Genomic DNA, 26026 nt, shown 5'->3' with positions numbered 1-26026 from the left:
ACGGGCCGGCAGCTGACGCTACCGAGTCGGTGGGGGAGAAGTGACGGCGACCGTGATGTGGTGGCGGACCCGGCCCGTCACCACCGTCATGCCGACGGCCAGTTCGTCGACGGGCCTGCCGCTCTCCAGCCATGCGTGGAGCGCCGACGCGTAGACGGCTGGGTCGCACGGATCCGGATAACCGTCCTGCCCGGACCGGGCATTGAGCGTGGCCAGACGTCCGTCGCCCGTGCGTACAAGGCAGTTGTCCGTGCCGGTCACGGCCACCGCCATGGCGGCGTACGGTCGCTGCCGCAGCGCGTCGGCGGTCCAGGCGGCGGGATGCTCGGGGGCGTACCCCAGCACCAGGTCGGCGAGGGTGAGGCGGGTCGGGTCGCGGGTGTCCTCGTGTACGGCGGTGTGGGCGTCGTACGGGGCGCCGTACAGGGCGTCGGAACCGGCGGGTGAGTGGCCGACGTACCGGGTCACCGAGATTTCAGGAGCCTGCGCCTGACCCGCGCTGTTCCGTACGTCGGTCCGTACGTCGGTCCGCACCTGGGTCAGTACGCGGAGGGGCTCGGTGACCGGCACCACGTCGGCGCCGGGCAGGCCAAGTCGCTCCAGCAGGGCAGGCCGCTCCGGCTCCGACCTGCCCATCAGGTCGTAGAACATCTGCCGCAACAGACCGGCGGACTCGCCGGGAGCGGACGTCGTCTGGGCGCCGAGAGCGTCGTAGCGCCCGGGGATGTGCCCGGCGAGGGTACGTTCCAGCTGCGGGCGCAGCGGCTCGTACGGGTGCAGTCTTGCCGCGGTACGCCCCAACTCGGCGACGGGCGAGGCGGGATCCAGGTCGTCTTCGGGGAATGCCCCGAGGAGGACGGGCGTGCCCAGGGCGGCGGCGTAATACGTGACGGAACCGTGGTCGCCTATGACGCAGTCGGCGGCGACGAGGGCCTGCCGCCACGCGCCGAGGGGAGGCACAAGCAGGAGCCCGGAGTCCTGGGCGGTGCGTAGCCAGCGCCGTACCTGGCCGGGCCCGTGGCCGTGCCAAATGTTGGGGTGGAGGACGGCGCACACGCGGTACTCGTCGGCAGGCAGGGCGCCGACCAGCTCCGCCAGCAGCCACGACAGCTCGTCGCTGCCGAAGAGTGACCGGCGTCCCCAGGTCGAGTTCAGTACGACGAGCCGCTGACCGGGTCCGACCCCGAAGCGCCGCCGGAAGGCTTCCCTGCGCGGGACGGCATCGAGTATCCGGTCGAAGCACGGATCGCCGGCGAGTACGGCGGTGTGGGCCACTTCGGGGCAGGTGAGGCGGAGCCGGTCGAGCTGCTCGGGGTGGGAGAGGACGGTGGCGGTGGCGATGGGCTTGCCGTCGTGGAGCAGCCACTCGGGCGAAAGCCCGAAGACGGGCGCTGGAGCGACCTGCCTCTCGTCACCCGGTATCCGGTATCCGGTATCCGGTATCCGGTATCCGGTATCGCCAGCCTCTTATTGTATCCAACGCCGTGCGACAGTACAGCCAACTTCCCCTGAAACTCGTGCAGTTCGCCGCCGTAACTCGCACTGACCACCAGGTCGGCATCCGTCTCCTTGGCCTGCTCCCACGGCAGCACAGGCAGCCCTGCCGATGCCAGCAACTCGGGCACCCCGTCCAGGAACGGCGACGACCCGGTGCACGTGGCAAGGCACTCCACGCCCAAATCGTCGTCGAAGAGGGGCATCACATCGAGCAGCCGCGTCGCCGAGGTCACGTTGTGCGCGACGAAGAGCACACGCTTGCCGCCGTCCCGCGTAACCCACCGCCAGGCATCCGGCCCCACAGGCACCCGCAGTCTCACCTCACCCACAGGCCACCCCACCCCCTTCCCTCTCGCGCTCGGCCGCGCCACGATAGCCGGTGCCCGCCCCTAGAGTGGTCCCGTGGTCGACGAGACGCGGAACACGGTGAGCGGGCAGGCCAGAGTCGGAACTCTCGTACAGGCGGGGAGTGTCGGCGAACTCCACGTGCACGAGGCACCCCCACCGGAGGCCGAGCACGCGCCCTGCCAACTCCCACCCCAAACTCACCACTTCGAGGACCGCGAGACCGAGCAGGCGACCGTATTCCAGTCGGCCGGAGCATCGCCCGGAGCCGGTGACGGAGCCTGCGAGGGAGCGGGGGCCGGCCGCGAAGGCCCGCTCCTCGTCGCCCTCAGTGGCATCGGCGGAGTGGGCAAGACCGCACTCGCCCACCAACTGGCCCGCGGACTGCGTGAGCGCTGCCCGGACGGCATCCTCTACGTCGACCTGGACGACCACCGGCGTGAGGGTGGCACGGAACTGACCGACTGCCTGGAGGAGTTGCTCCGACCCCTCGGCGTCCGCACGCCTTGGCTGGCCCCCTCTCTCCCCGGCCGCCGCAAGCAATTCTGGGAGCGTACGCAGCACAAGCGACTCGTCGTCATCCTCGACAACGTGCGATACGGGACAGAGGCCGAAGCCCTGCTGCCGTCCTCCGCCGGCAGCGTAGCCGTCGTCATCAGTCACAGCCGCCTGTACGACATCGAGGGCGACGCCCTCCTCGAACTCCCCTCGCGCCGCTGGACGAGCAGTACGCCGTACGCCTGCTGCACCGCATCGTCAGCGACCCGAGGCTGGCAGCAGAGCCCGAGGCGGCAGCCCGGCTCGCCGATCTGTGCGGCGGTCTGCCCGCCGCCCTCCATGTCGCCGCCAAGTGGGTGCGCAAGCACCGCCGCCGCCCGCTGCGCCGCCTGATCGACGAACTCGCCGCCGAACTGCAGGGAAAGGGTGTCTCCATGGTGGAAGGCGTTTGGGACGCCGCGTACCGGGACTTGACCGACGAAGCCGCCCGCCTCTATCGGCTGCTCGCCGTGCACCCGGGCCCGTTCATAGCCCCCGAAGCGGCAGCGGCCCTGCTCGGTGCAGGCGCGGAGGCCGCCGACGACGCCCTGGAAGAGCTGGAAACGGCGAGCCTGCTCCTGCCGGACACCGCAGCCCGGCTGCGCATGCATGATCTGGTCCGCGCCCACGCCCGCCGCTGCGCCGACCGCGACGACGCGGCTGGTGCGGAGTCCGCCGAGGCGCGGCGGCGTATCGTCCGTTGGTATCTGCGACAGGCACAGCGCGCCGACGTACTGGCGGCTGGGAAGCGGATGACGTTCGGGGAGACGGTGGAGTTACCGCCGTACGCCCCCGACGTACCCTTCGCCGGAAAACCGGAGGCGTTGCACTGGCTGGAGGCGGAGCGCCTCGCGCTCCACGGCTGCGTACGAACTGCTCATGCGCACGGCCTCGATGCCGAGGTGTGGGCGCTGTGCGAGCCACTGTGGACACATTTCCTGGACCACCCGCATCCCACCGACGCGATCGAATCCTTCGGTGCGGGCGTGGCCTCGGCGGCGCGGGCGGGAAACATCCCGGCGTTGGTACGGATGCGCTGCCAGCTGGCCCGCCCGTTGTGGGAAGAGGGGCGTTACGACGAGGCGGAACGGGAACTGAAGCACGCGCTGCACGGCGCGCAGACGCTCGGCACGACACCCCAGGAACGCAAACTCCAGGCGTCGGCCATCGAGTTCCGCGGCAAGCTCCTCTCCGTACAGGGGGACTGGGCAGCGGCGGAACCGTACTTCGAGCGGTCGAGGCGCATCCACATCGAGATCGGCAACGACTACGGCGTACTCCTCCAGACGTACCTGCTGGGCCTGTCGGCGGCCGGTATGGGGCAGCCGGAGCGTGCGGCAGCCCTGCTGGAGACTGCCCATGCGACGGCGCGCGAGCAGGGGCGCGAGCGAATGACGGCGCGCTCCGGCTTCGAACTGGGCCGGGTGCTGCACGTGGGACTCGGGCGTACGGGCGAGGCAAGGGAGCTGTACGAGGCTGCGCTGACCAGCGCCCGGCGTCGCGGAGCGACCTTCGACGAGGCGCGCATCCATGACGCGTTGGGAGCGCTGGCGGAGGAGACGGGGGACGAGGGAAGGGCCGAGAGTCACCGAGGGGCGGCCCGGGCGATCCGGGAGCGCTCTTCCTAGATCTCGCGTTCGGCATCGGCGGGGCTCGCCGTGGCGATCCGTACGGTGTAAGCGCGACCGGCGACGAGACAACGAAATCCAGCTCCTACGGCGCCGGAGTGCTCGCCCATCCACGCATGAACGGCGGAGAGGACAGCGGCGGGATCGGCACGGAATACGCGCCCGCGCTCGCGGAAGTCTGCGATGTGTACCGACAGGAGGGGCCCGTCGCCCCTCCGGACCACACACCGGTCCTCGCTGAGCACGACACCGGCGGTTCGTCGCCCTCCGCACTGGGCGAGCGTCGCGGAAATCCACCCGCTAACGGTCCACCCGATACGCCGTCCAGCTTGCTGAGAGTGGAAGAGGACAGCGGCGCTCTGCGACTGCTGGGCGGTGGCACGGCCGTGCTCGGCGGCGAGGTGGTGAGAGCTGCTTGCACCGTACGGCGGCCGCCGCTCCACGTGTACGTCGCCGCCGCTGAGACGGACTCGTACGGCGAAGGCAGCAGGCTTCGTAGCTCGCGCGATAGGGGCGGGCAACGCCCGCTCGTCGGGCGGGCCACTAAGAGGCTCCATCCCCAGCAACGCATACAGCTCACCCCTGAGGCGCTCCACCGCCCGCCCCTGCTCGCCGGCGGCAAAGGCGGCGGACGCAAGAGCGCGCCCCGAGCCGGCCCGGTGAGCGCTGATGGCACGCTCGACGTCTCCGGGCGACTCCAGCCACGGCACATGCGCGAGCAGCTCGGCCATTGGACTTCCGGCAATGAGCTCGTCGCCCCCGTCGCAGGCGGCGAGGATAGGGAGGTCGAGGGCGGCGGCGTACAGAGCGGTAGACCCGTGATCAGTCACCACGGCATCCGCGGCTACGAGCAGCGCTGCCCACTCCTCGTAAGGCCGCGCCAGAACAAGCCCGGCACGGACGGCGGGTGCGAGCCGCTCCTGCAGATCGAGAAGACCACGCTTGCTGTGAACGTTGGGATGCGCGACAAGCGCCAACTGGTACCCGTCATAAGTCAATTCGCCCACTACATCGGCAATGAGCCCGGGGCGCCGCACGAGCAGCGACTCCGGCCCCCAGGTGGACGTGAACACCACCAGTTTCCGCCCGCCTGTGCCGAGCGCGGAACGGTAGCGGTCGCGGTGGGGGAGAGAGGCCAGCATCCGGTCGAGGGTGGGATCACCGACGACAGCCGCACGACGGGCGGCTTCGGGGCACTCGGCGCGGAGCCGGGAGACCTGACTTGGGTGAGCGAGCGCATGAAGCCCTGCGAGCAGCCGCCCGTCCCGCTCCAGGTACGCCCGGTCGAGCCCGGAAGCCGAATCGTCCGAGCCGTCGCCGGCAAGCACCTTGTTGAACCCGGCCCCGTGGGGCAGAAGCACGAGGGGCCCGCCGCGCAACCGGTCGAGGTCGCCTTTGGGGCTGGAGGCGAGGATCAGTTGGTGCGTACGGGCGACGGCCTCGGTCCAGGGGATGGTACGAGCGCCGTAACGCTCAATGGCGGCGAGTGCGTCAACCCCGAAATCAGACCCGGGCACGAGCGTGAATCGGCGTACCACGCGGGGGTCCCCGGCAAAGACGGGCAGGACATCGAGCAACCGATGCAGCGCGGTGGCCGACCGCACGGCGAAGAGCACGGACGCCTCACCCTCACGCCCTTCGGCTGCCCGCTGCCCGCTGCCCGCTGCCCGCTGCCCGCTGCCCGCTGCCCGCTGCCCGCTGCCCGCTGCCCGCTGCCCGCTGCCCGCTGCCCGCTGCCCGCTGCCCGCTGCCCGCTGCCCGCTGCCCGCTATGGGATCGTTAATCCTACTTCGCCCCAGGTCTTGAGGTATGCCGTTTCCGCAGATCAGCGGGCCTTTCTCGGCAGGGCTGGGTGGCGGCATGGCCGAGACACTACATAAAGCGCTCGACAACAATTCCACCGGCTCCGGCGGCCCGTGGACGGCCCACGCCCTCACGGACCTCCGCTACTCATACGCGGAACTGTCCAAGGCCCACCGCACAGGCCGCCGCCCCACCCCTGGCCGCGTGATCCGCACGTTCGCGTCCTACGAGTACCCACGCGCCGCAGGCACCCCCATCCGCGGCCAACGCGAACACGAATCCGTGGGTCAGCCAGCCACGACCGCAACGAGGAACGGGCTGGAGCTGCCGTGCCAGGAGATTCGCAGAGCCTCACGCGCCCGGGTGCAGGCAACGAAGAGCAGGCTCAACTCGCTCCGAAGGTCCTCTCGATGCTGCAGCGCGTCCACTTCCTCTGCCGTGACCGCACTGCGCATCGGTACGACACCGTCGTTCACGCCGGCGACAGCCATGCAGCGGAACTCCAGTCCCTTCATGCGGTGCATCGTGCCGATGCGCACACCATCACCGCTCCCTGACGGCGTACCGAGGACCGCTGCCGGGAGACCAGCCCGTGCCAGCGCCTGCGCAATGTCCTTGCCCAGCTGGATGAAGCGCACCGCGACACCGATCTCGCTCGGGGCGACCTCGGAAGCTGTCCATTGTTCGATCTGGGCGACCAGGCTCGCTATTTCCTCATGCTTGTTGCTTGAGCCGTACGTCTCCGGGCGCGCGCCGTGGAACGCCGACCGGTATCCGGTCAGCGAGTCGGTCCCGCCGTCCATGTCGTCAACCTGCTCGCCCGTAAGCAGCGCGGTGGACCAGGCAAGGATCTCCTGGGTGGTTCTGTAATTGATCCGGAGGCGGGTGGACCGGCCGGTCACCGAGATCCCGAGGCTGCGCAACGACACCTTGTTGCCGTAGATCCGCTGATGGGTGTCGCCCGCGATGAACATGTCGTCGGGGCTCGGGGCCACCAAGGCCCTCAGCAACCGCCACTGTGCGGGATGGAGGTCCTGGGCTTCATCGATCACTACATGGCGGTACGGGCGTTTGCTGCCCCGTTCGTCCAGCAGCCGCGCAGCTTCCGCGCACACCTGGAGGAAAGTCCACTCTCCGGCCTGGCGTAGTTCGCCCGTGAAGGCGTTGACCGCGCGCCACACCTGGGCTCGCTTCAACGGCCCGAGGGCGGTGCCTCGTCCGGAGCGTGAGGCTTTCAGATATGCCTCGGGGGAGCGCAGGTCCTGCGCCAGCACGACGTGCCGCCACTCCTGGTCGAGGAACACGTCGGTGAAGTCGATGCCGAGCCGACGGACGATACGTGACCAGCGTGCGGTGATCTCCTTCTGACCGGTGACGATCGTCAAAGCGGTGCCGTGATGGTCTCGTACGATTTGGTTGGCGAGTGCGTCGACGTTGATGACGCGGATCTTTGCACGCAACTGCACGTCGGTGACCAGTAGTTCAAGGCTGCTCTGGAGATCAGAGGCAAGATCCCGGGTGAAGGTCGTGAGCAGGATCGACCCGTCGGGAGAGTCCGCAGGCAGCTGCCGCGCCAGGTGCAGAGCGCGATGGAGAGCGACAACGGTCTTGCCGGTCCCGGGCCCGCCGATGATCCGGGCAGGCCCCCTGTACGACGGCCGGTAAGCCACCCGCCGCTGGCTCGGGTGCAGGAACACCCGCCAGGCGTCGAAGGGCCTGGCCAGAATCTCCATCAGTTCGGCGGGCCCGGAGACAAGCGCGATTCTGCCCTGGGAGTGGGCCATGGCGGCGGAGAGCTCGTCCTGGCCTGTCGGTGATGCCGATTGATCTGTGGCCGGTACGACGCTGACCTGCTGAGACACGTTCGCGGGCGAGTGCTCCAGCTGGACCTGTACCACCTCGCGCCAGACGTCCTCCGGCTCCATCCCGGCGGCGAGACCGGCCAGCACGTCGTACTGCTGCTCGGGCAGGATCTTCTGCAGGGCGTCGAGATGGGCTTCGTCACTGAGATGCCGAACGAGGGGTAGCAGATCGGCGTCGATGCCGAGCCGGATCAGCTCCTTGTCGGAGACATGCACGAAGAGCCGCTCGGTGTCCGCGGAGGCGAGCTGACGCACACTGGCGGTCGCGCGCTCAAGGGCGACATCGTTGCGCAACTCGATGCCTTGAGTGGCTGAGTTGACGGTGGCCCGGTGCTTGACGGCCCAAGCGATGGCATCGTCGTGCGGCATGACCTTGAGCAGCAAGAAGCTGTCGCCCGACTCGGGGGCGAGGATGACACCCCGCATGAACGAGCTGATCCGGATGGTCCGTATATGGGGGTCGCGGGCATTTTGGAGTTTTTCGAGGTGGAGCCCGGCATGCCGGTGCTCCTGAAACTTGTCGAAGACCTCGTGGACCCGCTTTTGAACCGGTTTCTCCAGCCTGGCGAACTCCATCAGGAAGTCCTTGTGGATTCCCAGCGTCGCCATCGGCGCTCCCGCCCATACAGTCCGTCAGTTTCCCTGGTCACCGTACCCGGAGCGTGGAGAATAGTGAGTTGGCCCGGTAATCCTTCGCAGAGAGGGCGCGCGTGCACGCTCAGGAGACCACGTTCAGCAAGCTCGTCCAGGGCGAGAAGCAGTTCCAGGTTCCGCTCTACCAGCGCACTTACAGCTGGCAGCGGGACGAGTTGCAACAGCTGTGGGACGACGTACAGGAACTGGTCGATCAGCGAGTGGAAGGCGCCGATCCGGCCTCACACTTTCTCGGGTCCGTGGTACTGGCCCCCGGCAAGATCACCGCGGGAGGCATGCAGCGCTGGCTCGTGGTCGACGGACAGCAACGGCTCACCACGCTGATGCTCGCCTTCATCGCGCTACGCGACCGCCACCGGGGGCGCGGGGAGACGAAGAAGGCCGACCGCATCCATGACCTCCTGCTGGTCAACAACTACCGGGACGGCGCGGACCATTACCGGCTGCTGCCGACCCAGGCGGACCGTGACGCGTACGCCGCCTGCGTCGAGTCCTCGCCACGCGCGAGCGGTCCCGGCAACATCGGAGCCGCCTATCGGTTCTTCCTGGGCGCGCTGGCCGAGGGCGAGGAGAGCGGCGGCGACCAGTGGGCCGACGCGGTGGAAGCCGTACTGAGCGGTCTGCTGTCGATCGTCGAGATCACCGCGGCGGAGGGTGACAACGTCTACCGCATCTTCGAATCGATCAACAACACCGGTGTCGGCCTCAGCCAGAGCGACCTGCTGCGCAACTACCTCTTCATGTATCTGCCGACTCGTGGTGAGTCGGTCTACCGCAATCTCTGGCTGCCCATGCAGGATCTCCTCGGCCCGGAGAACCTCGAACTTCTCGTCTGGCTCGACCTGGTGGTCGGTGGCAACAGCCGGGCCAAGCAGAGCGAGATCTACCGCGACCAGAAGAAGCGCCTGGACCCGCTGACCGATGACGAAGCGGCGCTCGAATCGGAGATCTCAGCGCTCACTGAGCGCGCCGAGCGGCTGATGCGGATCCTGGAGCCCGAGCGGGAGCCCGATGCCGAACTGCGCGAAGTGCTCGTACGGCTCTCCCGCTGGGGAGGCCAGACCCACTACCCCCTCGCCCTTCATCTGCTCGACCTGGTTCACGGCGGACAGGCCACGCCGCACGAGGCCGCGGAGGCCCTTGCGTACGCCGAAAGCTACATGGTGCGGCGGTTGCTCTGCGGGCTCTCGACGACCGGCAGCAACCGCGTCTTCATGGAACTCCCCAAGGAACTGGAGAAGGACGGCTCCCCGGCGGAGGCTGTACGCCGCCACCTGTCGCGGCCCAAGACGGGAGCGCGTGTCTGGCCGGGCGATCAAGCCGTCCGCGAGGCCGTCCGTACCAGGCCCTTCTACAAGACCGGCCGCAGCAATCAGCGATTCCAGGTGCTGCGGCGGCTGGAGGAGAGCTACAGGGCGAGTGAACCGGTCGACTACGTCAAGGCCAATCTCTCGGTGGAGCACGTCCTGCCCCAGCGGCCGGCCCAGCAGTGGTTCGACCTCCTTGCCGAAGAGGCCGAGGACGGCCAGAGTCCGGACGACCTCCACTCCGAGCTGGTACACACCCTGGGCAACCTCACGCTCTCGGCGGACAATGCCCGACTGTCGAACCACCCCTTCCGACGTAAGCAGGAGATTCTCGACTTCAGTGCCCTGCGGATGAACCAGGCCATAGCGGTACAGGAACGCTGGGGCAAGGCGGAAATCCTGAAGCGTGCTGATGAACTTGCCGAGCGCGCAGTTCAGTTGTGGCCGGGCCCCCTCGACGGGGCGCTGCAGGCCGACGAGGAATGGCATGGCTGGAAGGAGATGCGCGCGGCGCTCCTTGCCATGCCGGCCGGAACCTGGACCACGTACGGGGATGTGGCCGCTCTCATAGGCACCCACGCGATCTCGGTCGGCAACCATCTGGCGTCCAAGCCAGGTGTCCACGGGGCGTACCGCGTTCTGACCGCCGACGGCCGTATCTCGGCGGGCTTCCGCTGGGCCGACGACCAGCACTCCGGAGATCCGCAGGCACTGCTGGAGACGGAAGGCGTCCCCTTCGACGAGGCGGGCCGAGCCCGCCGTTCCCACCAGCTGACCGGATCGGACCTGGCGGCCCTCCTTGGGCAGGAGGCCCCCGAGGAGACTGCGCCTGCCCCGGAGTCCCCGGACGAGCAACAGGCCGCGGCCATCCGCTTCGAGGCGCAGCTGGGCGAGAACCAGACGCCCGAGACAGCCCAGGGCGTACGGTCCGCACTTCGCTTCTGGGAGCAGCAGGGCGGCCACTGCGTGTACGGCAAGGCGAGCGAGACGAGCTGCTTCCCGATGCTTGACGTCGGCGACGCCCTTCAGGAGCGCACCCTCTGGCCGATCGCGATCTACCCGGAGACCGGCACCGTCGAGGTCGTGTTCCAGCATCTGAAGCGGCGGCCGCCGTTCGACGACGAGCCGCTGCGGCGCGAGTTGATGTCCCGGATGAACGAGATCGAAGGCATCCGCCTGGCCGAGGCGAAATTGGATCTGCGCCCGTCCTTCCCCATTGAGGTCTTCGCCAAGCAGAGTGAAGGGCTCTGCGCGGTACTGGAGTGGTTCGTCCACGCGGTCGCACTCGCTGTGGCTCGGCGCCCAGTGGGTGGGGAGTCGGCGATGTTCTGAGGTCGGGATCTGGCCGGTTCTCGGCCTTCCTCGGAAGATCACTGCCTGGGTAGCCTGCGCGAACAGTGATCGGGGTGTCACTCCGGGCGTAGGTGCGTGACGGGGGACCTGCGGACCGGAGCGCGGGGGCGCATGGAGCTCAACAACCACCAAGGTTGGTACGGGGAGACGTTCGTGGCCGCCATCGCGGCGGCCGCCGGCTTTCAGGTGGTCGTGCCCTACCCGGACATGGGCAAGGACCTCATGCTGGCCCGGGACGACGAGGTCCCGGAGCTGGATGTGCAGATCGCGCTCCGGGTGAAGTCGCGCCGGGTCGACGAGTTCACCACGACCGGCAGCGGTTTCAAGATGAACAGGCCCTGATCCTGCACCACTCGGCGTACTGGTTGTCGCTGGAGCACCACACCCTGCCCGTCCAGGACAGGCGTCCTCCAGCGCTACTGGTGACCTGCTGGCCCCCGGTGCGGTTCATCGGGCCCTGGGGCGGCGTTTCGGCGGAATCGACCCGGCGATGACGTCCTTCCCCAGGTGTTCTTTGATGAGGTAGACGAGTTCAGGCCCCTCGATCAGCTGGAGACGGCCGTGCGAGGCCGCGAACGTGTGCCTGGCCTGCCCGAACCAGGACGTGGTGATCAACACGCCCTTGGCGGCCCGCTTGTGCTCGACGACACCGGCCAGTGCCTGAACCGCATCCACACCGACGATCTTGGCGTAGCGCTTGGCCTGGATGATGCACTCGCCGTTGAAGACCGGGCCCCTGCTGACAGCGACGGCATCCACACCCTCGTCCTTCGACGCCTGGGTGTTCCACGCCTCCATCCCGATGGCCTCGAAGAGCTGACGTACCAGATGCTCGAACTCGGTCGGCGTCAACTGGGTCAGTACAGTCCGGCTGTCGAGGCCTGCCACCACGTCCATGCTGTCCATCAGGCGGTACTTGTCGAGATCGAACTCGATGATGGGCCGCACCGGTTCGAAATCGTACGGGTTGGGTGAGACCAAGGCGTTGAGATGCCTGAGGCAGGCCGCCGGGTCGACCTGGCTCAGCCGCAGCTCGGCGAACTGTTCGCGTTCCGCGCTGAGGGTGATCAGGCAGGGGGAGACTTCCTGTCCCGTCGCCCGGTCGACGGTGGTGACATGGCCGTTGAGTACGGCTGTCGACCAACCTTCTCCCGGTCACAGCCGAAGATCTCGTAGACGGTACGCAGTGCACACTGGGCGAGCACCGAAGCGTAGAGCTCCTTGCGCTCCTTCTCGGGACGCGGCAACGCCTTCGTCTCGTCCCGGGACTTCACGTACGAGTAGCCGCGGGCGGCCGGGACGATGTCCTCGCTGGGCAGTTGGATCTCGACGAGGACGCTTGCGTCGGCAGGCCGATATGCCACGCGGTAGCGGGACGGAAAGCCGTGAGGATAGTCCGAGGCATCCAGGGCCTGGGCGAGAAACCACTCGACACTCGCGGGCTCGCCGGCCTGGTATGTAGAGCGCCGCTGGTCCAGCTGCTCGTTGAACTCCCGTACGGTCTTGGCCGCGCTCTCCTGCGCCGACTGATGTTCGGCTCGCTTTCGCACGAGCTTCGCACGGTGCTTGGCCTCGGCCTTGCGGTGATGCTCCTCGGCCTCGCGGAACCGGTCACGCTCCTCTGCCAGCAGCTGTTCGTACCGTCGTCGTCCCCCGAAGAGGGCGGACAGGGCACCCGGCTCGCGCGGCTCGAAGTCTTCCCACCGCGGCGGCGGCCCCGGGCTTGGCCAGTGGCTTCCGTCAAACCGCTCCGGACGGTGGATGCGGCGCGGGAACCATCTGTTCTGCTGGCCGGGGCTCGGTGGCTGTGACTACGCTGATCAATCCGGCGGGTACGGATGGAGGGGGCCTGGTGGCGACAGCATCCGGGGAGCGGCGGGGCAGGGCAGAGATCGTGAGGTTCTGGCGGGCCGTGGAGTTGTTCAGCCCGCAGAAGGTCCCTGCTGTGAAGCCCGCAGATCAGGTGTTCGCCGTGCGGGCGGATACGCCGCTGCCGTGGCAGGACAGTGCGCGGCTGCCGGCGCTGAGGGCCAAGCACACCTGGCAGCACACCGTCTATTGCGGGGTGTTCGCCATCGAGCGGGTAAGGGGCGTGCTTGCGGAGGTCTTTCCGGATGCCGCAGAGGAGGACCGCGACGGGCGGATCGGGGGCGACAGTGCGCTGATGGCGTTCACCGTCAACCAGAACGGTCTGCTGCTGAAGGACTCCGTGTCTGTGTCCGCCTGCGCCTGGGCGGTGGGGCGTACGCGATCACCCGGCCCTTCGGACGCGCGATGGCTGGACGGATTCGCTGTTGAGGCCGCGGCCTGCGAGCAGAAGATGCAGGACCTGGGTGACGGAAGGCTCACTGTGCGGGGAGGCCGGTCGGGCCGCTCTGGAGGGCTGTTGGCACTGGCGGGGACGCTGGTGGCCGACGCGGTGACTGGCGGTGCCGTCAGCGCAGTGGGTGCCGTGGTGCAAGGCGCAGCAGGGGAAGCGGTTGTCGGGGGTGTCGGGGGCGCGGCGCAGGCGGCCGCGGGGCGGGTCGCCCAGTCGGTGGTGACAGCATCGGTCGGTGCCACCCGTGGCGAGGTCGAGCTGGAGCCGCAACTGCCGGAGAATGTCGGTACCAGGCCATTGACCTTCGACTCCATCGCGGCCTACGCCGCCTGGCTCGCCGAACGCTTTGGTGTGACCTTGGACCTGGTGCCAGACGCGGCCCGGATCAAGAGCGTCCAAGTCCGGGAGGACCGGGACGACGAAGCCGTACGGTCGGACTTCCTCAACAGCTTCATCGCCGACGATCTGGAGAAGGTGTCGGGGGAGCTGGCCGAAGGCCGGGCAGGGACGGCGCTGGAGTCGTACCTGACGGGCACCGGCCGTATCGACACCGGGCGCCGCCAGGATGTGCGAGAACAGCCTCAGGCTGTTCTGGCGGGCGTTGCGCCGGAGCGCATACCGCTGGGCCGGTGGCCGTCCGCCACCGATCGGTCGTTGGTCCTCAGCCAGCAGTTCGCGGTAAACAGCCTCCTGGCCGAACTCCGAGGCGGAGACGGGATCTTCTCAGTAAACGGACCGCCCGGTACAGGCAAGACGACCATGCTGCGTGATGTCATCGCTGCCCTGGTCACCGACCGGGCTTGCGCCCTGTCCGAACTGCGCACTCCGCAGCAGGCGTTCGGCGAGACCCATTCCTGGCGCAGTGAGCAGTTCTCGCGGACTGTGCGTGAACTGAAGCCTCACCTTGCCGGTTACGAAATGGTGGTGGCCTCCGCCAACAATGGGGCCGTTCAGAACCTCACCGATGAAATCCCTTCCCTCGGGGCCATCGCGGAACAGTGGCGGGACGAGGCTGCGTACCTGCCCGAGCAGGCGCGATTGATGCTGGGAGGGGCTGATGCCTGGGGGGCCGTCGCGGCCCGGCTCGGCAATCGCAAGAACCGGAGCGACTTCACCGACAGCTTCTGGTGGGGAAATCTGCGGGAGACAACAGCGCGGGGTGGCACCCGGCGTACCCGTACGGATCAAGGGCTGTGGCATGTGCTCTCCGGCAGGGGAGAGCAGAGCGCGGAGCCGGCCGACTGGGCGCAGGCCGTACGCCGATTCAAGGCGGCCCGGCGCACGGTGGAGCAGCTGCGCGACGAACGGCAGCGTGCGGCATACGCGTTGCGGGACCTGAAATGGGCGCGCCGGGAGCTCGATGTTGTCCAGCGGCGCGCTGCGGACGTCGTCGCGGCACTGCCCGGGCTGGCACGGGACGTTGCACTCGCGCTGCAAGAGGTTGAGCGGCTGGAGGAGGCCGAGAGCGGCCATCGGGCCGTCCGGTACGACCACCAGAGCACTCAACCGGGCATGCTGCAGAGCCTTTTTACGGGAGGCCGTACAAACCGCACGTGGCAAGAGGAGTACGAGCGGCTCACGGCCCTCGTCGAAGGTGCGGCCACCGCGGCTGCTACGGCACGCGGGCGACTCGCGGACCTGCGGGCCGAGGAGGCGACCGCCCGGAGCGTGGTGGACTCGATACGGGGCTTGCGGGAGCGGACAGGCGACCTGGAGCGGACTGTGCGGCAGGCCCGTGAACAGTGGGGCGATCACGTGCCTGACGCGGCCGATTTCACCGCGGTGGCGGACCGGGCGACCGTGGAGCGGCGAGAGAAGTCCGCCCCCTGGGCCGACGAAGAATTCGCCGCCGCGAGGACCCGGCTCTTCCTTGAAGCGCTGCGCCTGCACCGGGCTTTCCTGAGCGCGGCCGGGGGCACGATGCTGAAGAATTTGCAGGCTGCTATGGAGGTGGTGGCGGGGGACGCCCCGAAGGACCTGAAGCCTGCAGCGGTACGAGCTGCCTGGCAGAACCTGTTTCTGACCGTACCGGTGGTCTCCACCACCTTCGCATCGTACGACCGGCTGTTCACCGGTCTCGGCCGGGAGGATCTCGGCTGGCTGTTTGTCGACGAGGCGGGGCAGGCCGCTCCGCAAATGCCGGTGGGAGCGCTGTGGCGCAGTCGCCGAGGTGTGCTGGTCGGAGATCCGCTGCAACTCGAACCTGTCATCGTACTGCCGTGGACCGCCCAGCAGAAGCTGCGCGAGCACCACCGGGTGGCGCAGGAATGGGTGCCCTCATGGACCTCCGCGCAGCAGGTCGCGGACCGGCTGGGGCGCTGGGGCACGACGCTGCCCGCGGATCTTGCCGACGGCTCGACCGAGGTATGGGTCGGCTCGCCGCTGCGGGTCCACCGGCGTTGTGACGACCCGATGTTCACGGTCAGCAACACGATCGCGTACGACGGGCTGATGGTGCACGGCGTCGGCGACAGGGGTGGGTTCGGTCCCCTGCCACGTAGTTTCTGGTGGGACGTGCGTTCCCAGGAGGCGACCGGCAAGTGGGTGCCGGCGGAGGGGCGGGCGCTGGTTGATGCAGTGAACCGGCTCTTCGGCGAAGGGCTGTCGCCCAGCGAGCTGTACGTCATCAGTCCCTTCAGGGAGGTGGCTGAGCGCGCCGCCGAAACACTCCGGGGTCTGGTTCCGTACGACCGTGTCGGCACGGTCCACACGGCGCAGGGCAAAGAGGCAGACGTGGTGATCCTTGTGTTGGGGACGCACCCTGACGCGGCGGGATCGAGGCGATGGGCCGCCGCCAAACCAAACCTTCTCAATGTCGCGGTCAGCAGGGCCAAGCGGCGCCTGATTGTGATCGGCAATCATGAATCGTGGCGTGGGCAGCGCCACTTCTCGGTACTTGGCCGCAATCTGGAGCGCTTCGCCCGCTGACCGCGCCGTCGCGGCCCGCAGGCCGTGCCCGATTGTCAGTGGTTCCTGCGATCATCCAGAGGTCGCCGCAAGCGCGACCATTGGGGGAGAAATCGTATGGGCGCCAATGTCGTCTTCAACCGCCGTGTGCGGCTTCTCGTCGAAGTGACCGACGACCCCGACGAGACGGCTCTGGCCGAGCAATTGCTAACGGCCGAGGGCTATCTCGTTCGTACTGCGACAGCCGATGAGGCGGCACCCATCGGGCCGCGCCTGCGCACTCGTGTGCTTGGCTATCGGGGGTGCTCTGCAGGCGCTGGACTCGGCTTGGCGGTGGGCCGCAGTCCTGCCCGGTCTGGCACTGGGCGTCTCGTTTCCCTCGCTCATCGGCTTCCGAACCTGGTCTCGTTACCGGTACCTGGCTGTGGGCGTCGGTGCCTCCGCGTTTTTCCAGTACCTCGGCTATCAGCTACTCCTGGCGCTGCCGGCGAGCGGTGCCGAGCTGTTGTGGAGAATCCCGCTTACCGTTCTCGGCGTCGGGCTAGCCGCGTGGACCGTTCTCGGCCTCCGGTGGGCTCTGGCTTCGTCCTGGTTCAGCCGGAATGCGAACTGGCTTGTTCCCGCCGTCATCGCGCCGTTGTACTTCCTCCTGCCGTGGTTCGGGCGCCTGCTCTACACCCTGTATCTCACGGTTGGGTTCGGCATCCCCGTTGAGGCTGTACCAGTTACCACCTACTCGATGATGTACGCCGCGCTGAAGCCCGTGGGACTGGCCGCCGGCTTCGCGCTCCTCTTCGTAGCTGCCGCCGGGTGGGCGCGCCACGCCCACTGGGGAAGGGTTCCGGGCGGTGGCATACCGTCCTTCATTTTCCCAGTGGTCGCTGTCCAGTACATCCTGACCGCCCTGATCGTGGGCCTGATCACCGCCGGGTCGGCTTGGGGCGACGCTGCGGAGGCGGTTCGCTCCGGCCGTAACCCCGCCGGGTACTACGGACTGCACGGCACGCTCATGTGCGTAACGCCGCACAGCAAGGACATAGCCGTTTACAACGGCCCGTTGATAACGGACCGCGCCGTTCTCACTTTTGGGAGCACTGGAGAGCGGATCTGGCTGTGGGGCCTTCAGGACACAGCCCACGGCAAAGGGCGCTGGGCGGCCACGAGCGTCCGTCTCGAGGACATCAGCCTCGCACCTTCTCGAGCTGGTGACGTGGAGTGTCCCCGGATCGCCAAGTGATCACCACTGCCGGTTCGATGGTTTCGTGCCGCCGCATGCCCGCATTTTCGTCAAGTAGCTTGTGGTGACGGTCGTTCGGAGGGATGCAGGGTATGGGCGTGCGTAATGAATTCGGTGGGGATGCGTACGGGCCCGTTGTGCAGGCCGGGGTGATTCATGGGGACGTGATCTTTCGGGGTGAGCGGCCGGAGTGGGTGGTGCCCAGGCAAGTGCCACGCTCGGTTCCGCAGTTCGTCGATCGTGTGGACGTACTGGCTGCGCTTGATGGCTGTGGCATCGGGGTGGTCAGTGGGCTGCCGGGGATTGGGAAGAGCGAAGCCGTACGGCACTGGGTCGAGGAGGTGCGCGAGCGGTTTCCCGGTGGGGATGTGTATGTCGACTTTGCCGCCCTGCGCGGGCAGGTGGGCGCGGACGTATCCGCCGGGGTGAGCAGCTGTCTGAGGGCCCTCGGGGTGCAGGACGAGTACCTGCCGGGCAGCCTTGGCGAGTTGAGTGCCATGTTCCGGACTCGCACGGCCAAGGCACCCGTGCTGGTGGTGCTGGATGATGTCACCGATCCTGCGCAGGTCAGGGCGCTGATCCCGGGCACCGGGAGCGTGGTGGTGGCGACCAGCCAGAGGCTGCTCGCAGAGCTCTTACAGGACGGGGCGCAGTTGATGCCCCTGGATCCGCTGGGGTTCGAGCACGGGCGGCAGCTGCTGGAAAAGCTCTGCGGAGCCGCCCGTGTCGCCGCCGAGCCGGAGGCCGCCCGGCGGATCGTCGAATGGTGCGCCGGGCTGCCCGTCGCGCTGCATGTGGCTGCGGGCCGGCTGGCGACGTACCGGAGGCTGACACTGAGCGGGCTGGCAGGTGAACTGGCGGACGAAAAGCGGCGGCTGGATGCGCTGAGCGTGCGCGGGGAGGGTGTGGTGACCGTGGTCTTCGGGGTGGCGTACGAGGGGCTGCCGGACGATGCCCGGCGGCTCTACCGGCTGCTGGGGCTGTACCCGGGGAGGCGATGGGATGTCGAACTCGCCGCCGCGCTCGCGGAAGTCGATGTCGTACGGGCGCAGGAGCTGCTCGACGTACTCGATGAGGCGAGTCTCGTCGAGTACGGGGAAGACGAGCGTTACGCCTTCCACGATCTGGTGCGGCTCCACGCGCTGCGGATGGCGGGGCGTGAGGACGCGGCGGGAATTGTGGCGCGGGCGGCCGTGCATGTGCTGCGGCTGGCCGCGCATGCAGACCTGGCCGTGATGGGCGGTCGGATGCGCATCGGGCGAGCCGTCGAGCGGCTTGAGCGGCTTGGAGGTGTGCCCGGTCCGTTCGCCGACAAGGCGGCGGCGCTTGCGTGGCTGGATGCCGAGCGTGGCGAGCTCCTCGCCGTACTGCGTGCGGCTGCCGCCCATGAGATGCACCGCGTCACCTGGGAGCTGGCCGAGGCACTGACTGCCCTCTATCTCAATCACCGGTACGTGGGGGACTGGCTGGCGTCCGGTGAACTTGGTGTGGTTGCCGCTGCGGCGGACGGTAATCCGGCCGCCGAGGCCCGGTTGCGTACGCTTCTTTCGCGTCCTCTCATGGACCTCGGCGAGCGTGAGCGTGCCCGCGAGGAGCTCGACGCCGCGATCGTCTGCGCCGACCGGACCGATCACACGCTGCTGCGCGCTTCGGTCCGGGAGTTCTACGGGCGGTGGTGCGACAGGTATGCGCCGGCGCGGGCCGTGGGCGTGTATCGCGAGGCGCTCGCCCTGTACGAGCAGGCCGGAGACCCGCGCGGGACCGCGATCGGGCTCCTTTTCCTCGGGTGCGCGCAGGATGCTGCGGGGGAGGGTGAGCAGGCGCTGGTGACTCTGCGCGATGCCTGCGCGCGCTTCGCGGCGCCGGGGGTCGAGGACCGGCGCATGGGTGCACGCGCGCGTGCCGCCGAGGGCAACGTGCTGATTCACCTAGGGCGTACGGAGGAGGCTGCTGTGGCGCTGGAGGACGCGGTGGCGGCGTTGCAGGAGGTGGGTGCTGTGCACTATGAAGCTGGGCATCGCGAGACGTTGTACGAACTCACCGGTGTGCGCGATCACTTGAGCCGCGCCCTGGAGATTTACGAGGCCGGGGGCAGCCCGCGCGCCGCGGTCGTGCGGTCAGTGCTGGGGGAGGACGCGTAGGGATACGTCCTCGTCGGAGCGGTCGGCGACGGCGGCGGTGACGAAGCCGTCCAGCGGGAGGCCGCTCATCAGGCAGGCGTGGACGACCGCCGCGGGTAGGCCAGGATCGGGCGGCGGGCCGGTGACGGTGGCCTCGACCGTACGGCCGTCTCTCAGAGCGATCCGGTACGTTCCCGCGGCCGTCACGGCGGTCGCGGCGAGCAGGGCTCCGGGGTAACGGGCGAGGATGTCGCGGGCCCATGCCGTCGCGGCGGTGGCGGAACATGGGGAATGGCGTAGGAGGACAGAGGCGCTCTCCCTCGCGGACAGTTCGCGGTCGTCGTCCGTACAGCTCAGGTGCTGTTCCTCGGATGCTGTGGTGGGGGCGACGGCGGCTGCCGGTACGCGGTGGATCCGGACTCGCGGTCCGGCTTCGAGGTCGGCATCAACGCGGGTCGTGACCGACAGAGCGGTGCTCACGTCCCTCGGCGGGACCGGGCACGGGTCCTCGGGTGCCAGCGGGGTGGGTGGACCGGTGGCCGGCTCCGGCAGGTCCAGGAGCTCGTACACCGCCGTACGCAGACGGGCGAGTGCCGAGCCCGGCTCGGCCAGTGCCGTCGCTCCGAGTTTGCACATCCGGTCGGCGTCGTGCGACTCGATGGTGCGCTCGACCTGGGCGAGCAGTGGCGCGTACGGATCGAGGTGCGGCGCGAGCCGTCCCAGCTCCGCCATGGGCGTCCCTGCGACGGCCTCCTGCTCGCTGAAGGCGCCCAGCAGGACGGGGATGCCGATCGCCGCACCGTAGAAGGTCACCGAACCGTGGTCTCCGATGAGCAGATCGGCGGCGAGGAGGGCAGCCTGCCAGCCGGATTCGGGCGGGATACGGATCAGGCCGGAGGCGCGGGCGGAGCCCAGGATGTGTTCGAGGTGAAGCGAGCCGTGTGCGGCAGTCACATTGGGGTGGGTGACGAGTGCGACGGCGTACGCGTCCGTGGGGAGCTGGGCCAGCAGCCGGGCGGGGAGTGTGGAGTCCTGGCCCACGGCGGACTCGTCCCGCCAGGTCGAACTGATCAGCACCAGGCGATGGTTGGCGGGTATGCCGAGGGCTCGGCGGTACCTGTCGCGCACGTCCTGGCCGGCGAGCAGCGAGTCGTAACAGGGGTCGCCGACGAAGAAGGGGTTGGCGGAGGCGGGGAGTTGGGCAGCCTGGTCCGGGTGCGAGATGGCTGTACGGGCGCGGCCGCTGGCCAGCAGTTCGGCCGGGACCAGACCGGCCAGCCGGTCGCCGGGGCCGCGTGCGTCCGGTACGTGCTTGTGAAAGCCGACGCCGTGCGGGAGGACCAGCACGGGTGCGTCATGGCCGGCGTCGGTGAGGACCGCGTTCTCGGTGGCCGTAACGATCAGGTGCGGGGCGCTCTCCCGGAACTGTTTCCAGGGCATGACGAGCGCGCCGTGGGTCTGCAGCAGGGGCAGTACGCCTTCGCCGAAGGCCGAGCCAGGGTCGTACGCGAAGACCAGATTGACGCGCTGGTCGTCGCGCAGGACGGGGGAGAGGACGTCGAGCACGCGCACTGCGGAGGTGACGGTGCGGACTACAGCGACGAGGAGGCGTTCACCCCGGAAGGTCTGCCAGCGGTAGGCGTCGTGGCCGACAGGGACAGGGACAGCGGCTGTGACCGGGACGGAAGCAAGGGAGCTCGGCTCCCGTGCGGCTCCCGTGCGGCTCCCGTGCGGCTCGCGGCTCGCGGCTCGCGGCTCGCGGCTCGCGGCTCGCGGCTCGCGGCTCGCGGCTCGCGGCTCGCGGCTCGCGGCTCGCGGCTCGCGGCTCGCGGCTCGCGGCTCGCGGCTCGCGGCTCGCGGCTCGCGGCTCGCGGCTCGCGGCTCGCGGCTCGCGGCTCGCGGCTCGCGGCTCGCGATCATGGTCCGGATAGCGCGTATCACCGCGTCCCACAACCCCCTTGCGTCAGATTGTTCCCGTCGTTCCCCGCCTCTCGCCCACGACACCGTACGGCAGCGCGCGACCCGTGCGAGTTCCCAAGGTTATTGCTCCTCCTGCCAGGCAATGAGGACCGCCTCTGTCGCAGCCGTCACCCTCGCCCGCGCCTTCCTCCGCGGTACGCCGTCCATCAGCAGCGCGTCGTACGCCGTGTCCTCGTGCCGTACTGCGGCCCGCACCGCCGCCGTCACCGCCGCTTCGTCCAGGGCCCGGCCCGCCGCGCTGCGGCCCACCCTGCCGCTGCCGCGTTCCGAGGTGTGGGTTGCTATCGCGTGGGCGCGTTGCGGTGGGCAGGACGGGTAGAGGTGGAGGATTTTGGTCGTCAGGGTGGCGGTGAAGCGTACGTCCTCGGCCGCGCGGCGGGCTGCGTCGCGGGCCCGGCGGCGGGCTCGGGAATCGGCGTCCGCAAGGCAGGCCGATTCAGCGCGGGCCAGGGCCGTTTCCTCGACCAGGAGGCCCTGGCGCTCGTATCGCTTGCGGCGTCTGCTGTGGCGGATGACCACCGCCCAGAGCGAGCTGGCCTCGCGGGCTCTGCGCGTCAGGGCCGCGTTGCCCCGAGGGAGGTAGACCAGGTGGGCCAGATCCGCGCAGTCGAGGCAGATTACGGCGTTGAATTCGAGGATGTGGAAGCGTAGGGGGCCTTGGTGGCACTCGGCACAGTGCCGCTGTTTGAGTGGTTCGATCACCACCAGGTCCATGGGGGGATTTTACGCGGGGTGTGGTGGCGTGTCAGCGGACGCTCGGGGCCGCCGCCTCGATGAAGCTCGCCAGGGCCTCGTCCGCCTGTTCCGAGCGCCTGGCGCGCTCCGCCTCGTTCGGTGCCTCGTGCATGCAGTGCGTCAACTCGAAGGCTGTACGGGCCAGCTCCACGGATTCCCTGTCCGCGCAGACCAGCTGGACCCGGATCAGGGACTGTCGGGCGGCCGAGCGCTGTGCGTACGACTCCAAGCGCGAGCTCTTGGCGTCGGCGCTGTCCGGCGCTTCGGCCTTGCGGTGCCAGCGGTCGTTCTGGGCGCGGCGGTAGTCCACCAGCGCGCCGGCGAAGGCGCTGTAGGTCGAGATCCGCTCCTGGCGGAGCTGCTCGGCGCGGGTCAGGGCGGCGGTGCGTTCCGCTGCCTGGCGCTGGAAGTAGTACGTCGCCACCGAGCCGAGCAGCGTGCCTATGACGGCGATTATCGCTGTGCCCATGGGGTTACCGCCTTGCGCCGAACGACATGCCTCTGCCTGCGAAGAAGCGCTCGAAGGTCGCGAGGGGGAGGTTCGCGGCACGGGTGTTCGGCGTTGTGCCCGACGGGTTGTGGAAGTGGACGCCGTTGCCGTCCGGTGTGCGGGACGTGATGAGGACCAGGTGGCCGCCCCGCCCCGGGGCCTCGCGGTCCGGGTTGCGGATTTCGTAGTGGACCGACGCCATCACCGTCCGGCCCGCGTCAAGGAGTTCGAGGATCTCGGGCGGGGTCAGGTGGCGGTGAACCGTGGCGGGGAGTGCGTGTGCCTCTTCTGCGTACTGCGCCAATGGGGCGTAGACCAGGCCCTGGATCGCACCGTCCTCGTGGTCCGTGTACGCGCCGTACTCGAGCGCACCGTCGCGGAGCGCGAAGAGGGAGGGGGCGTCCGGGCCCAGCGCCATGCGCAGGCACGCCATGCCGCACAGGTGGCCGCACCACCGTGCGTACTCCTCGACCGTTGCCGCACCCGAGGACTCCCATGCCGGGTCCGACGCCGGGTCCAGGCCGCCGTACACGATCTGCTCGATCAGGTCCGGGGACGCGAACTGGGTCTGGATGGGGATGAGGCAGGTGGGGCAGAGGGAAGACGTGACTGGCGGTGGTGGTGTCACTGGCGGTATCCACTCAGGAAGCGGCCGATACGGCTGATCGCCGCATCCAGATCGTCAGCGTACGGGAGGGTGAGGATGCGGAAGTGGTCAGGGCGCGGCCAGTTGAAGCCCGTGCCCTGTACGACCTGGATCTTCTCGCGGAGGAGCAGGTCCAGGACGAACTTCTCGTCGTCGTGGATCTTGTGGATCTTCGGGTCCAGGCGCGGGAACGCGTACAGCGCGCCCTTCGGCTTGACGCACGAGACTCCGGGGATCTCGTTGAGCTTCGCCCACGCGACCTCGCGCTGCTCGTTCAGGCGCCCACCCTTGGCGGTGAGTTCGTGGATGGACTGGCGGCCGCCGAGCGCCGCCTGGATGGCGTACTGCGCGGGGGCGTTCGCGCACAGGCGCATGGAGGCGAGCATCGTCAGGCCCTCCAGGTAACTCTTCGCGTGCTGTTTGGGGCCGGTGACGACCAGCCAGCCGGACCGGAATCCGGCGACGCGGTACGACTTCGAGAGGCCGCTGAAGGTCAGGACGACCAGGTCGGGGGCGAGGGCGGCCGCGGTGTGGTGGACCGCGTCGTCGTACACGATCTGGTCGTAGATCTCGTCGGCGAACACCATCAGCTGGTGGCGGCGGGCGAGGTCCAGGATTCCTTCGATGATCTCGCGCGGATAGACCGCGCCGGTGGGGTTGTTGGGGTTGATGATGACGACGGCTTTTGTGCGGTCGGTGATCTTTGACGCCATGTCGTCGAGGTCCGGATACCAGTCCGCGGACTCGTCGCAGAGGTAGTGGACGGCCTTGCCGCCGGAGAGGGTGGTGACGGCGGTCCACAGGGGGAAGTCGGGGGCGGGGATCAGGACTTCGTCGCCGGTTTCGAGCAGGGCCTGCACGGCCATGGAGACCAGTTCGGACACGCCGTTGCCGAGGAAGATGTCGTCGACCGACACCTCTGGCAGTCCGAGGGCCTGGTAGCGCTGCGCTACTGCGCGGCGGGCGGAGAGGACTCCGCGGGAGTCGGTGTAGCCGTGTGCCCGCGGGAGCATCCGGATCATGTCCTGGACGATCTCCTCCGGCGCTTCGAAGCCGAAGAGCGCCGGGTTGCCTGTGTTGAGGCGCAGGACGCTGTGCCCCGCCTCCTCAAGGGCGTTGGCTTGTTCGATCACCGGGCCGCGGATCTCGTAACAGACCTCGTTGAGCTTGCTCGACTGCCGGAACTCCATGCGATGCGCCTCCCCAGAAGTGGTGTTGCTCGGTGTTGCTTGGTTTTACCAAGTTCTCGCTTGGAAAGTCCAACAACTTGAATAGACTGCTTCGCATGCCACCACGCCGTACCGAGACCCGCCGCCGGAGTTACGACCAGTACTGTCCCGCCGCCCGGGCCCTCGACGCCGTCGGCGACCGCTGGACCCTGCTGATCGTCCGGGAGTTGCTGGCGGGGCCGCGCCGTTACACCGACCTCCACGCCGATCTGCCCGGCGTGAGTACGGACGTACTCGCATCCCGCCTCAAGGACATGGAGCGCGACGCCCTGGCGACCCGCCGTCGGCTGCCGCCGCCCGCCGCCGCATACGTGTACGAACTCACCGAGCGGGGGCGTGGCTTGCTCCCGGTGATCGCGGCGCTGGCGGAGTGGGGAGCGCCCGCGCTGGAGGAGCGGCAGCCCACGGACGCCGTGCGCGCGCACTGGTTCGCGATACCGCTGATGCGGGCGCTGGAGGGGCTGGGTGTGGATGGGGTCGTCGACGTCCGGCTCGACGAGGGGGAGTTTCATGTGCGGTTGAGGGGAAAGGGCGGGCTGGCGGCGTACGGCGACAGGCCCGCCGGCCTAACTGGCGTGGCAGACGCTCGCCTTGAAATGGACGCCGACACTTGTCTGGCTGTGAGCGGCGGCGCCCTGTCCGTTGCGGAAGGTGTACGGGACGGGCGTATTCAAGTGCGGGGGGACGGGGCGCTGGCCGCCGCGCTGCGCGGAGAATGACCCCGCCTGTATCGGATGTGTCGTACGCGCCGTACGGGTAGTGCGGCTGTCCGATACGGTGGGGCGATTTTGGCGAAGCGGCTGTGGGGTGGGTACGTACCGGAAGGCCGTAATCCCCTCACAGGACCCGGGAGTTGGAGGGATTCCGATGAGGTCTATGGGTTTCGGATTCAGGTTCATGGGGAGCGGCAGCGCGCAGCAGCGGTGGATACGCAAGGGCATGGTCCTTGCGGCATGTGTGGCGGCGCTCGGCCTGGTGCCGTCCGCCGCGGTCGCGACGCCCGGCAGTGGTGTGAGCGGCACGGTGCTCGCCACCGGCACCTCCGCCGGAACGCTGAAGGTGAAGGCCAAGGGGCCCACCGATGTGGTCGTACGCACCGTCACCATCGCGCCGGGCGGGACCACCGGCTGGCACTACCACAGCGGCCAGGTCATCGCCGTCGTACAGAAGGGCACGCTGTCCCGGACGCTCGACGACTGCTCCGTCGAGACGACGACCGCGGGCAAGTCCTTCGTCGAGCCGGCCGGAGCCGGGCACCGGCATGTCGGGCGCAATCTGGGGAGTGAGCCGGTCGTGCTGTACGTGACCTACATGCTGCCCGCCGGAAGTCCGCTCTCCGTCGATGCCGACGCACCGGAGTGCGACCGGGGCTGACA

19 protein-coding genes are annotated in these 26026 nt (G+C 68.8%); 9 read left to right on the top strand and 10 right to left on the bottom strand.

Annotated elements, in window-relative coordinates; translation table 11 throughout:
* Positions 1-18: 18 nt before the first annotated feature.
* Positions 19-1275 (bottom strand): hypothetical protein, encoded by a 1257-nt coding sequence (locus PXH83_RS05065; RefSeq protein ID WP_274557140.1) that lies wholly within the window; start codon positions 1273-1275, stop codon positions 19-21.
* 624 nt (positions 1276-1899) lie between these two features.
* Between PXH83_RS05065 and PXH83_RS05060 the strand changes: the two genes are divergently transcribed.
* The gene (locus tag PXH83_RS05060) at positions 1900-2733 is read left to right on the top strand and encodes an ATP-binding protein (RefSeq protein WP_274557138.1); all 834 of its coding nucleotides are present in this window, start codon (positions 1900-1902) and stop codon (positions 2731-2733) included.
* A complete protein-coding gene (locus PXH83_RS05055) occupies positions 2697-4007 on the top strand; it encodes a tetratricopeptide repeat protein (protein WP_274557135.1) in 1311 nt (436 codons plus the stop codon). The genes PXH83_RS05060 and PXH83_RS05055 overlap by 37 nt, the downstream gene beginning before the upstream one ends.
* Here PXH83_RS05055 and PXH83_RS05050 read toward each other — a convergent pair.
* Both PXH83_RS05050 and PXH83_RS05045 read right to left on the bottom strand, forming a co-directional pair.
* Complete coding sequence (locus PXH83_RS05050) at positions 4004-5869, bottom strand: translation initiation factor 2 (protein ID WP_274557133.1); 1866 nt, start codon at positions 5867-5869, stop codon at positions 4004-4006. The genes PXH83_RS05055 and PXH83_RS05050 overlap by 4 nt on opposite strands.
* A gap of 228 nt (positions 5870-6097) precedes the next feature.
* The gene (locus PXH83_RS05045) at positions 6098-8281 is read right to left on the bottom strand and encodes a UvrD-helicase domain-containing protein (RefSeq protein ID WP_274557131.1); all 2184 of its coding nucleotides are present in this window, start codon (positions 8279-8281) and stop codon (positions 6098-6100) included.
* Between the two features lie 101 nt (positions 8282-8382).
* Between PXH83_RS05045 and PXH83_RS05040 the strand changes: the two genes are divergently transcribed.
* Together PXH83_RS05040 and PXH83_RS05035 are read left to right on the top strand one after the other, a co-directional pair.
* Positions 8383-10965, top strand: coding sequence for a GmrSD restriction endonuclease domain-containing protein (locus tag PXH83_RS05040; RefSeq protein WP_274557129.1), 2583 nt, complete (start codon positions 8383-8385; stop codon positions 10963-10965).
* 132 nt (positions 10966-11097) lie between these two features.
* Complete coding sequence (locus tag PXH83_RS05035; protein ID WP_274557127.1) at positions 11098-11328, top strand: hypothetical protein; 231 nt, start codon at positions 11098-11100, stop codon at positions 11326-11328.
* A gap of 105 nt (positions 11329-11433) precedes the next feature.
* On the opposite strand, the gene PXH83_RS05030 is transcribed toward PXH83_RS05035, so the two are convergent.
* Together PXH83_RS05030 and PXH83_RS05025 are read right to left on the bottom strand one after the other, a co-directional pair.
* Positions 11434-11934, bottom strand: a complete 501-nt coding sequence (locus PXH83_RS05030; protein ID WP_274557124.1) for a restriction endonuclease — start codon at positions 11932-11934, stop codon at positions 11434-11436.
* Positions 11935-12053: 119 nt separating this feature from the next.
* Complete coding sequence (locus PXH83_RS05025) at positions 12054-12536, bottom strand: hypothetical protein (protein WP_274557122.1); 483 nt, start codon at positions 12534-12536, stop codon at positions 12054-12056.
* Positions 12537-12838: 302 nt separating this feature from the next.
* Between PXH83_RS05025 and PXH83_RS05020 the strand changes: the two genes are divergently transcribed.
* The 3 genes from PXH83_RS05020 to PXH83_RS05010 all read left to right on the top strand — a co-directional run bounded on the left by PXH83_RS05020 (position 12839) and on the right by PXH83_RS05010 (position 19591).
* Entirely contained in the window at positions 12839-16234 is a 3396-nt protein-coding gene (locus tag PXH83_RS05020) for a DEAD/DEAH box helicase (protein WP_274557120.1), read from the top strand.
* 403 nt (positions 16235-16637) lie between these two features.
* A complete protein-coding gene (locus tag PXH83_RS05015; protein WP_274557118.1) occupies positions 16638-17450 on the top strand; it encodes a hypothetical protein in 813 nt (270 codons plus the stop codon).
* Between the two features lie 197 nt (positions 17451-17647).
* Positions 17648-19591: an NB-ARC domain-containing protein gene (locus tag PXH83_RS05010; RefSeq protein WP_274557116.1), complete on the top strand. Its 1944-nt coding sequence runs from the start codon at positions 17648-17650 to the stop codon at positions 19589-19591.
* Here PXH83_RS05010 and PXH83_RS05005 read toward each other — a convergent pair.
* From PXH83_RS05005 to PXH83_RS04985, 5 genes are all read right to left on the bottom strand, one after another.
* Positions 19568-21490: a CDP-glycerol glycerophosphotransferase family protein gene (locus PXH83_RS05005; protein WP_274557114.1), complete on the bottom strand. Its 1923-nt coding sequence runs from the start codon at positions 21488-21490 to the stop codon at positions 19568-19570. The two genes, PXH83_RS05010 and PXH83_RS05005, sit on opposite strands and share 24 nt — an antisense overlap.
* Positions 21491-21610: 120 nt before the next feature.
* Positions 21611-22264, bottom strand: a complete 654-nt coding sequence (locus PXH83_RS05000; protein ID WP_274557112.1) for a DUF2293 domain-containing protein — start codon at positions 22262-22264, stop codon at positions 21611-21613.
* Between the two features lie 31 nt (positions 22265-22295).
* On the bottom strand, positions 22296-22754 hold the full coding sequence (locus PXH83_RS04995; protein ID WP_274557110.1) for a hypothetical protein: 459 nt from the start codon (positions 22752-22754) through the stop codon (positions 22296-22298).
* 4 nt (positions 22755-22758) lie between these two features.
* Positions 22759-23403 (bottom strand): cysteine peptidase family C39 domain-containing protein, encoded by a 645-nt coding sequence (locus PXH83_RS04990; RefSeq protein ID WP_274557108.1) that lies wholly within the window; start codon positions 23401-23403, stop codon positions 22759-22761.
* Entirely contained in the window at positions 23400-24611 is a 1212-nt protein-coding gene (locus PXH83_RS04985) for a pyridoxal phosphate-dependent aminotransferase (protein ID WP_274557105.1), read from the bottom strand. Before PXH83_RS04985 ends, PXH83_RS04990 begins: the two co-directional genes overlap by 4 nt.
* Positions 24612-24706: 95 nt before the next feature.
* Between PXH83_RS04985 and PXH83_RS04980 the strand changes: the two genes are divergently transcribed.
* Together PXH83_RS04980 and PXH83_RS04975 are read left to right on the top strand one after the other, a co-directional pair.
* Positions 24707-25369 (top strand): winged helix-turn-helix transcriptional regulator, encoded by a 663-nt coding sequence (locus tag PXH83_RS04980; RefSeq protein WP_274557103.1) that lies wholly within the window; start codon positions 24707-24709, stop codon positions 25367-25369.
* Positions 25370-25589: 220 nt separating this feature from the next.
* Entirely contained in the window at positions 25590-26024 is a 435-nt protein-coding gene (locus PXH83_RS04975; RefSeq protein ID WP_420803209.1) for a cupin domain-containing protein, read from the top strand.
* Positions 26025-26026 lie beyond the last annotated feature (2 nt).

The sequence above is a fragment of the Streptomyces spiramyceticus genome (assembly GCF_028807635.1).
GTDB classification, from domain to species: domain Bacteria; phylum Actinomycetota; class Actinomycetes; order Streptomycetales; family Streptomycetaceae; genus Streptomyces; species Streptomyces spiramyceticus.
This window is presented reverse-complemented; position numbering and strand designations above follow the sequence as displayed.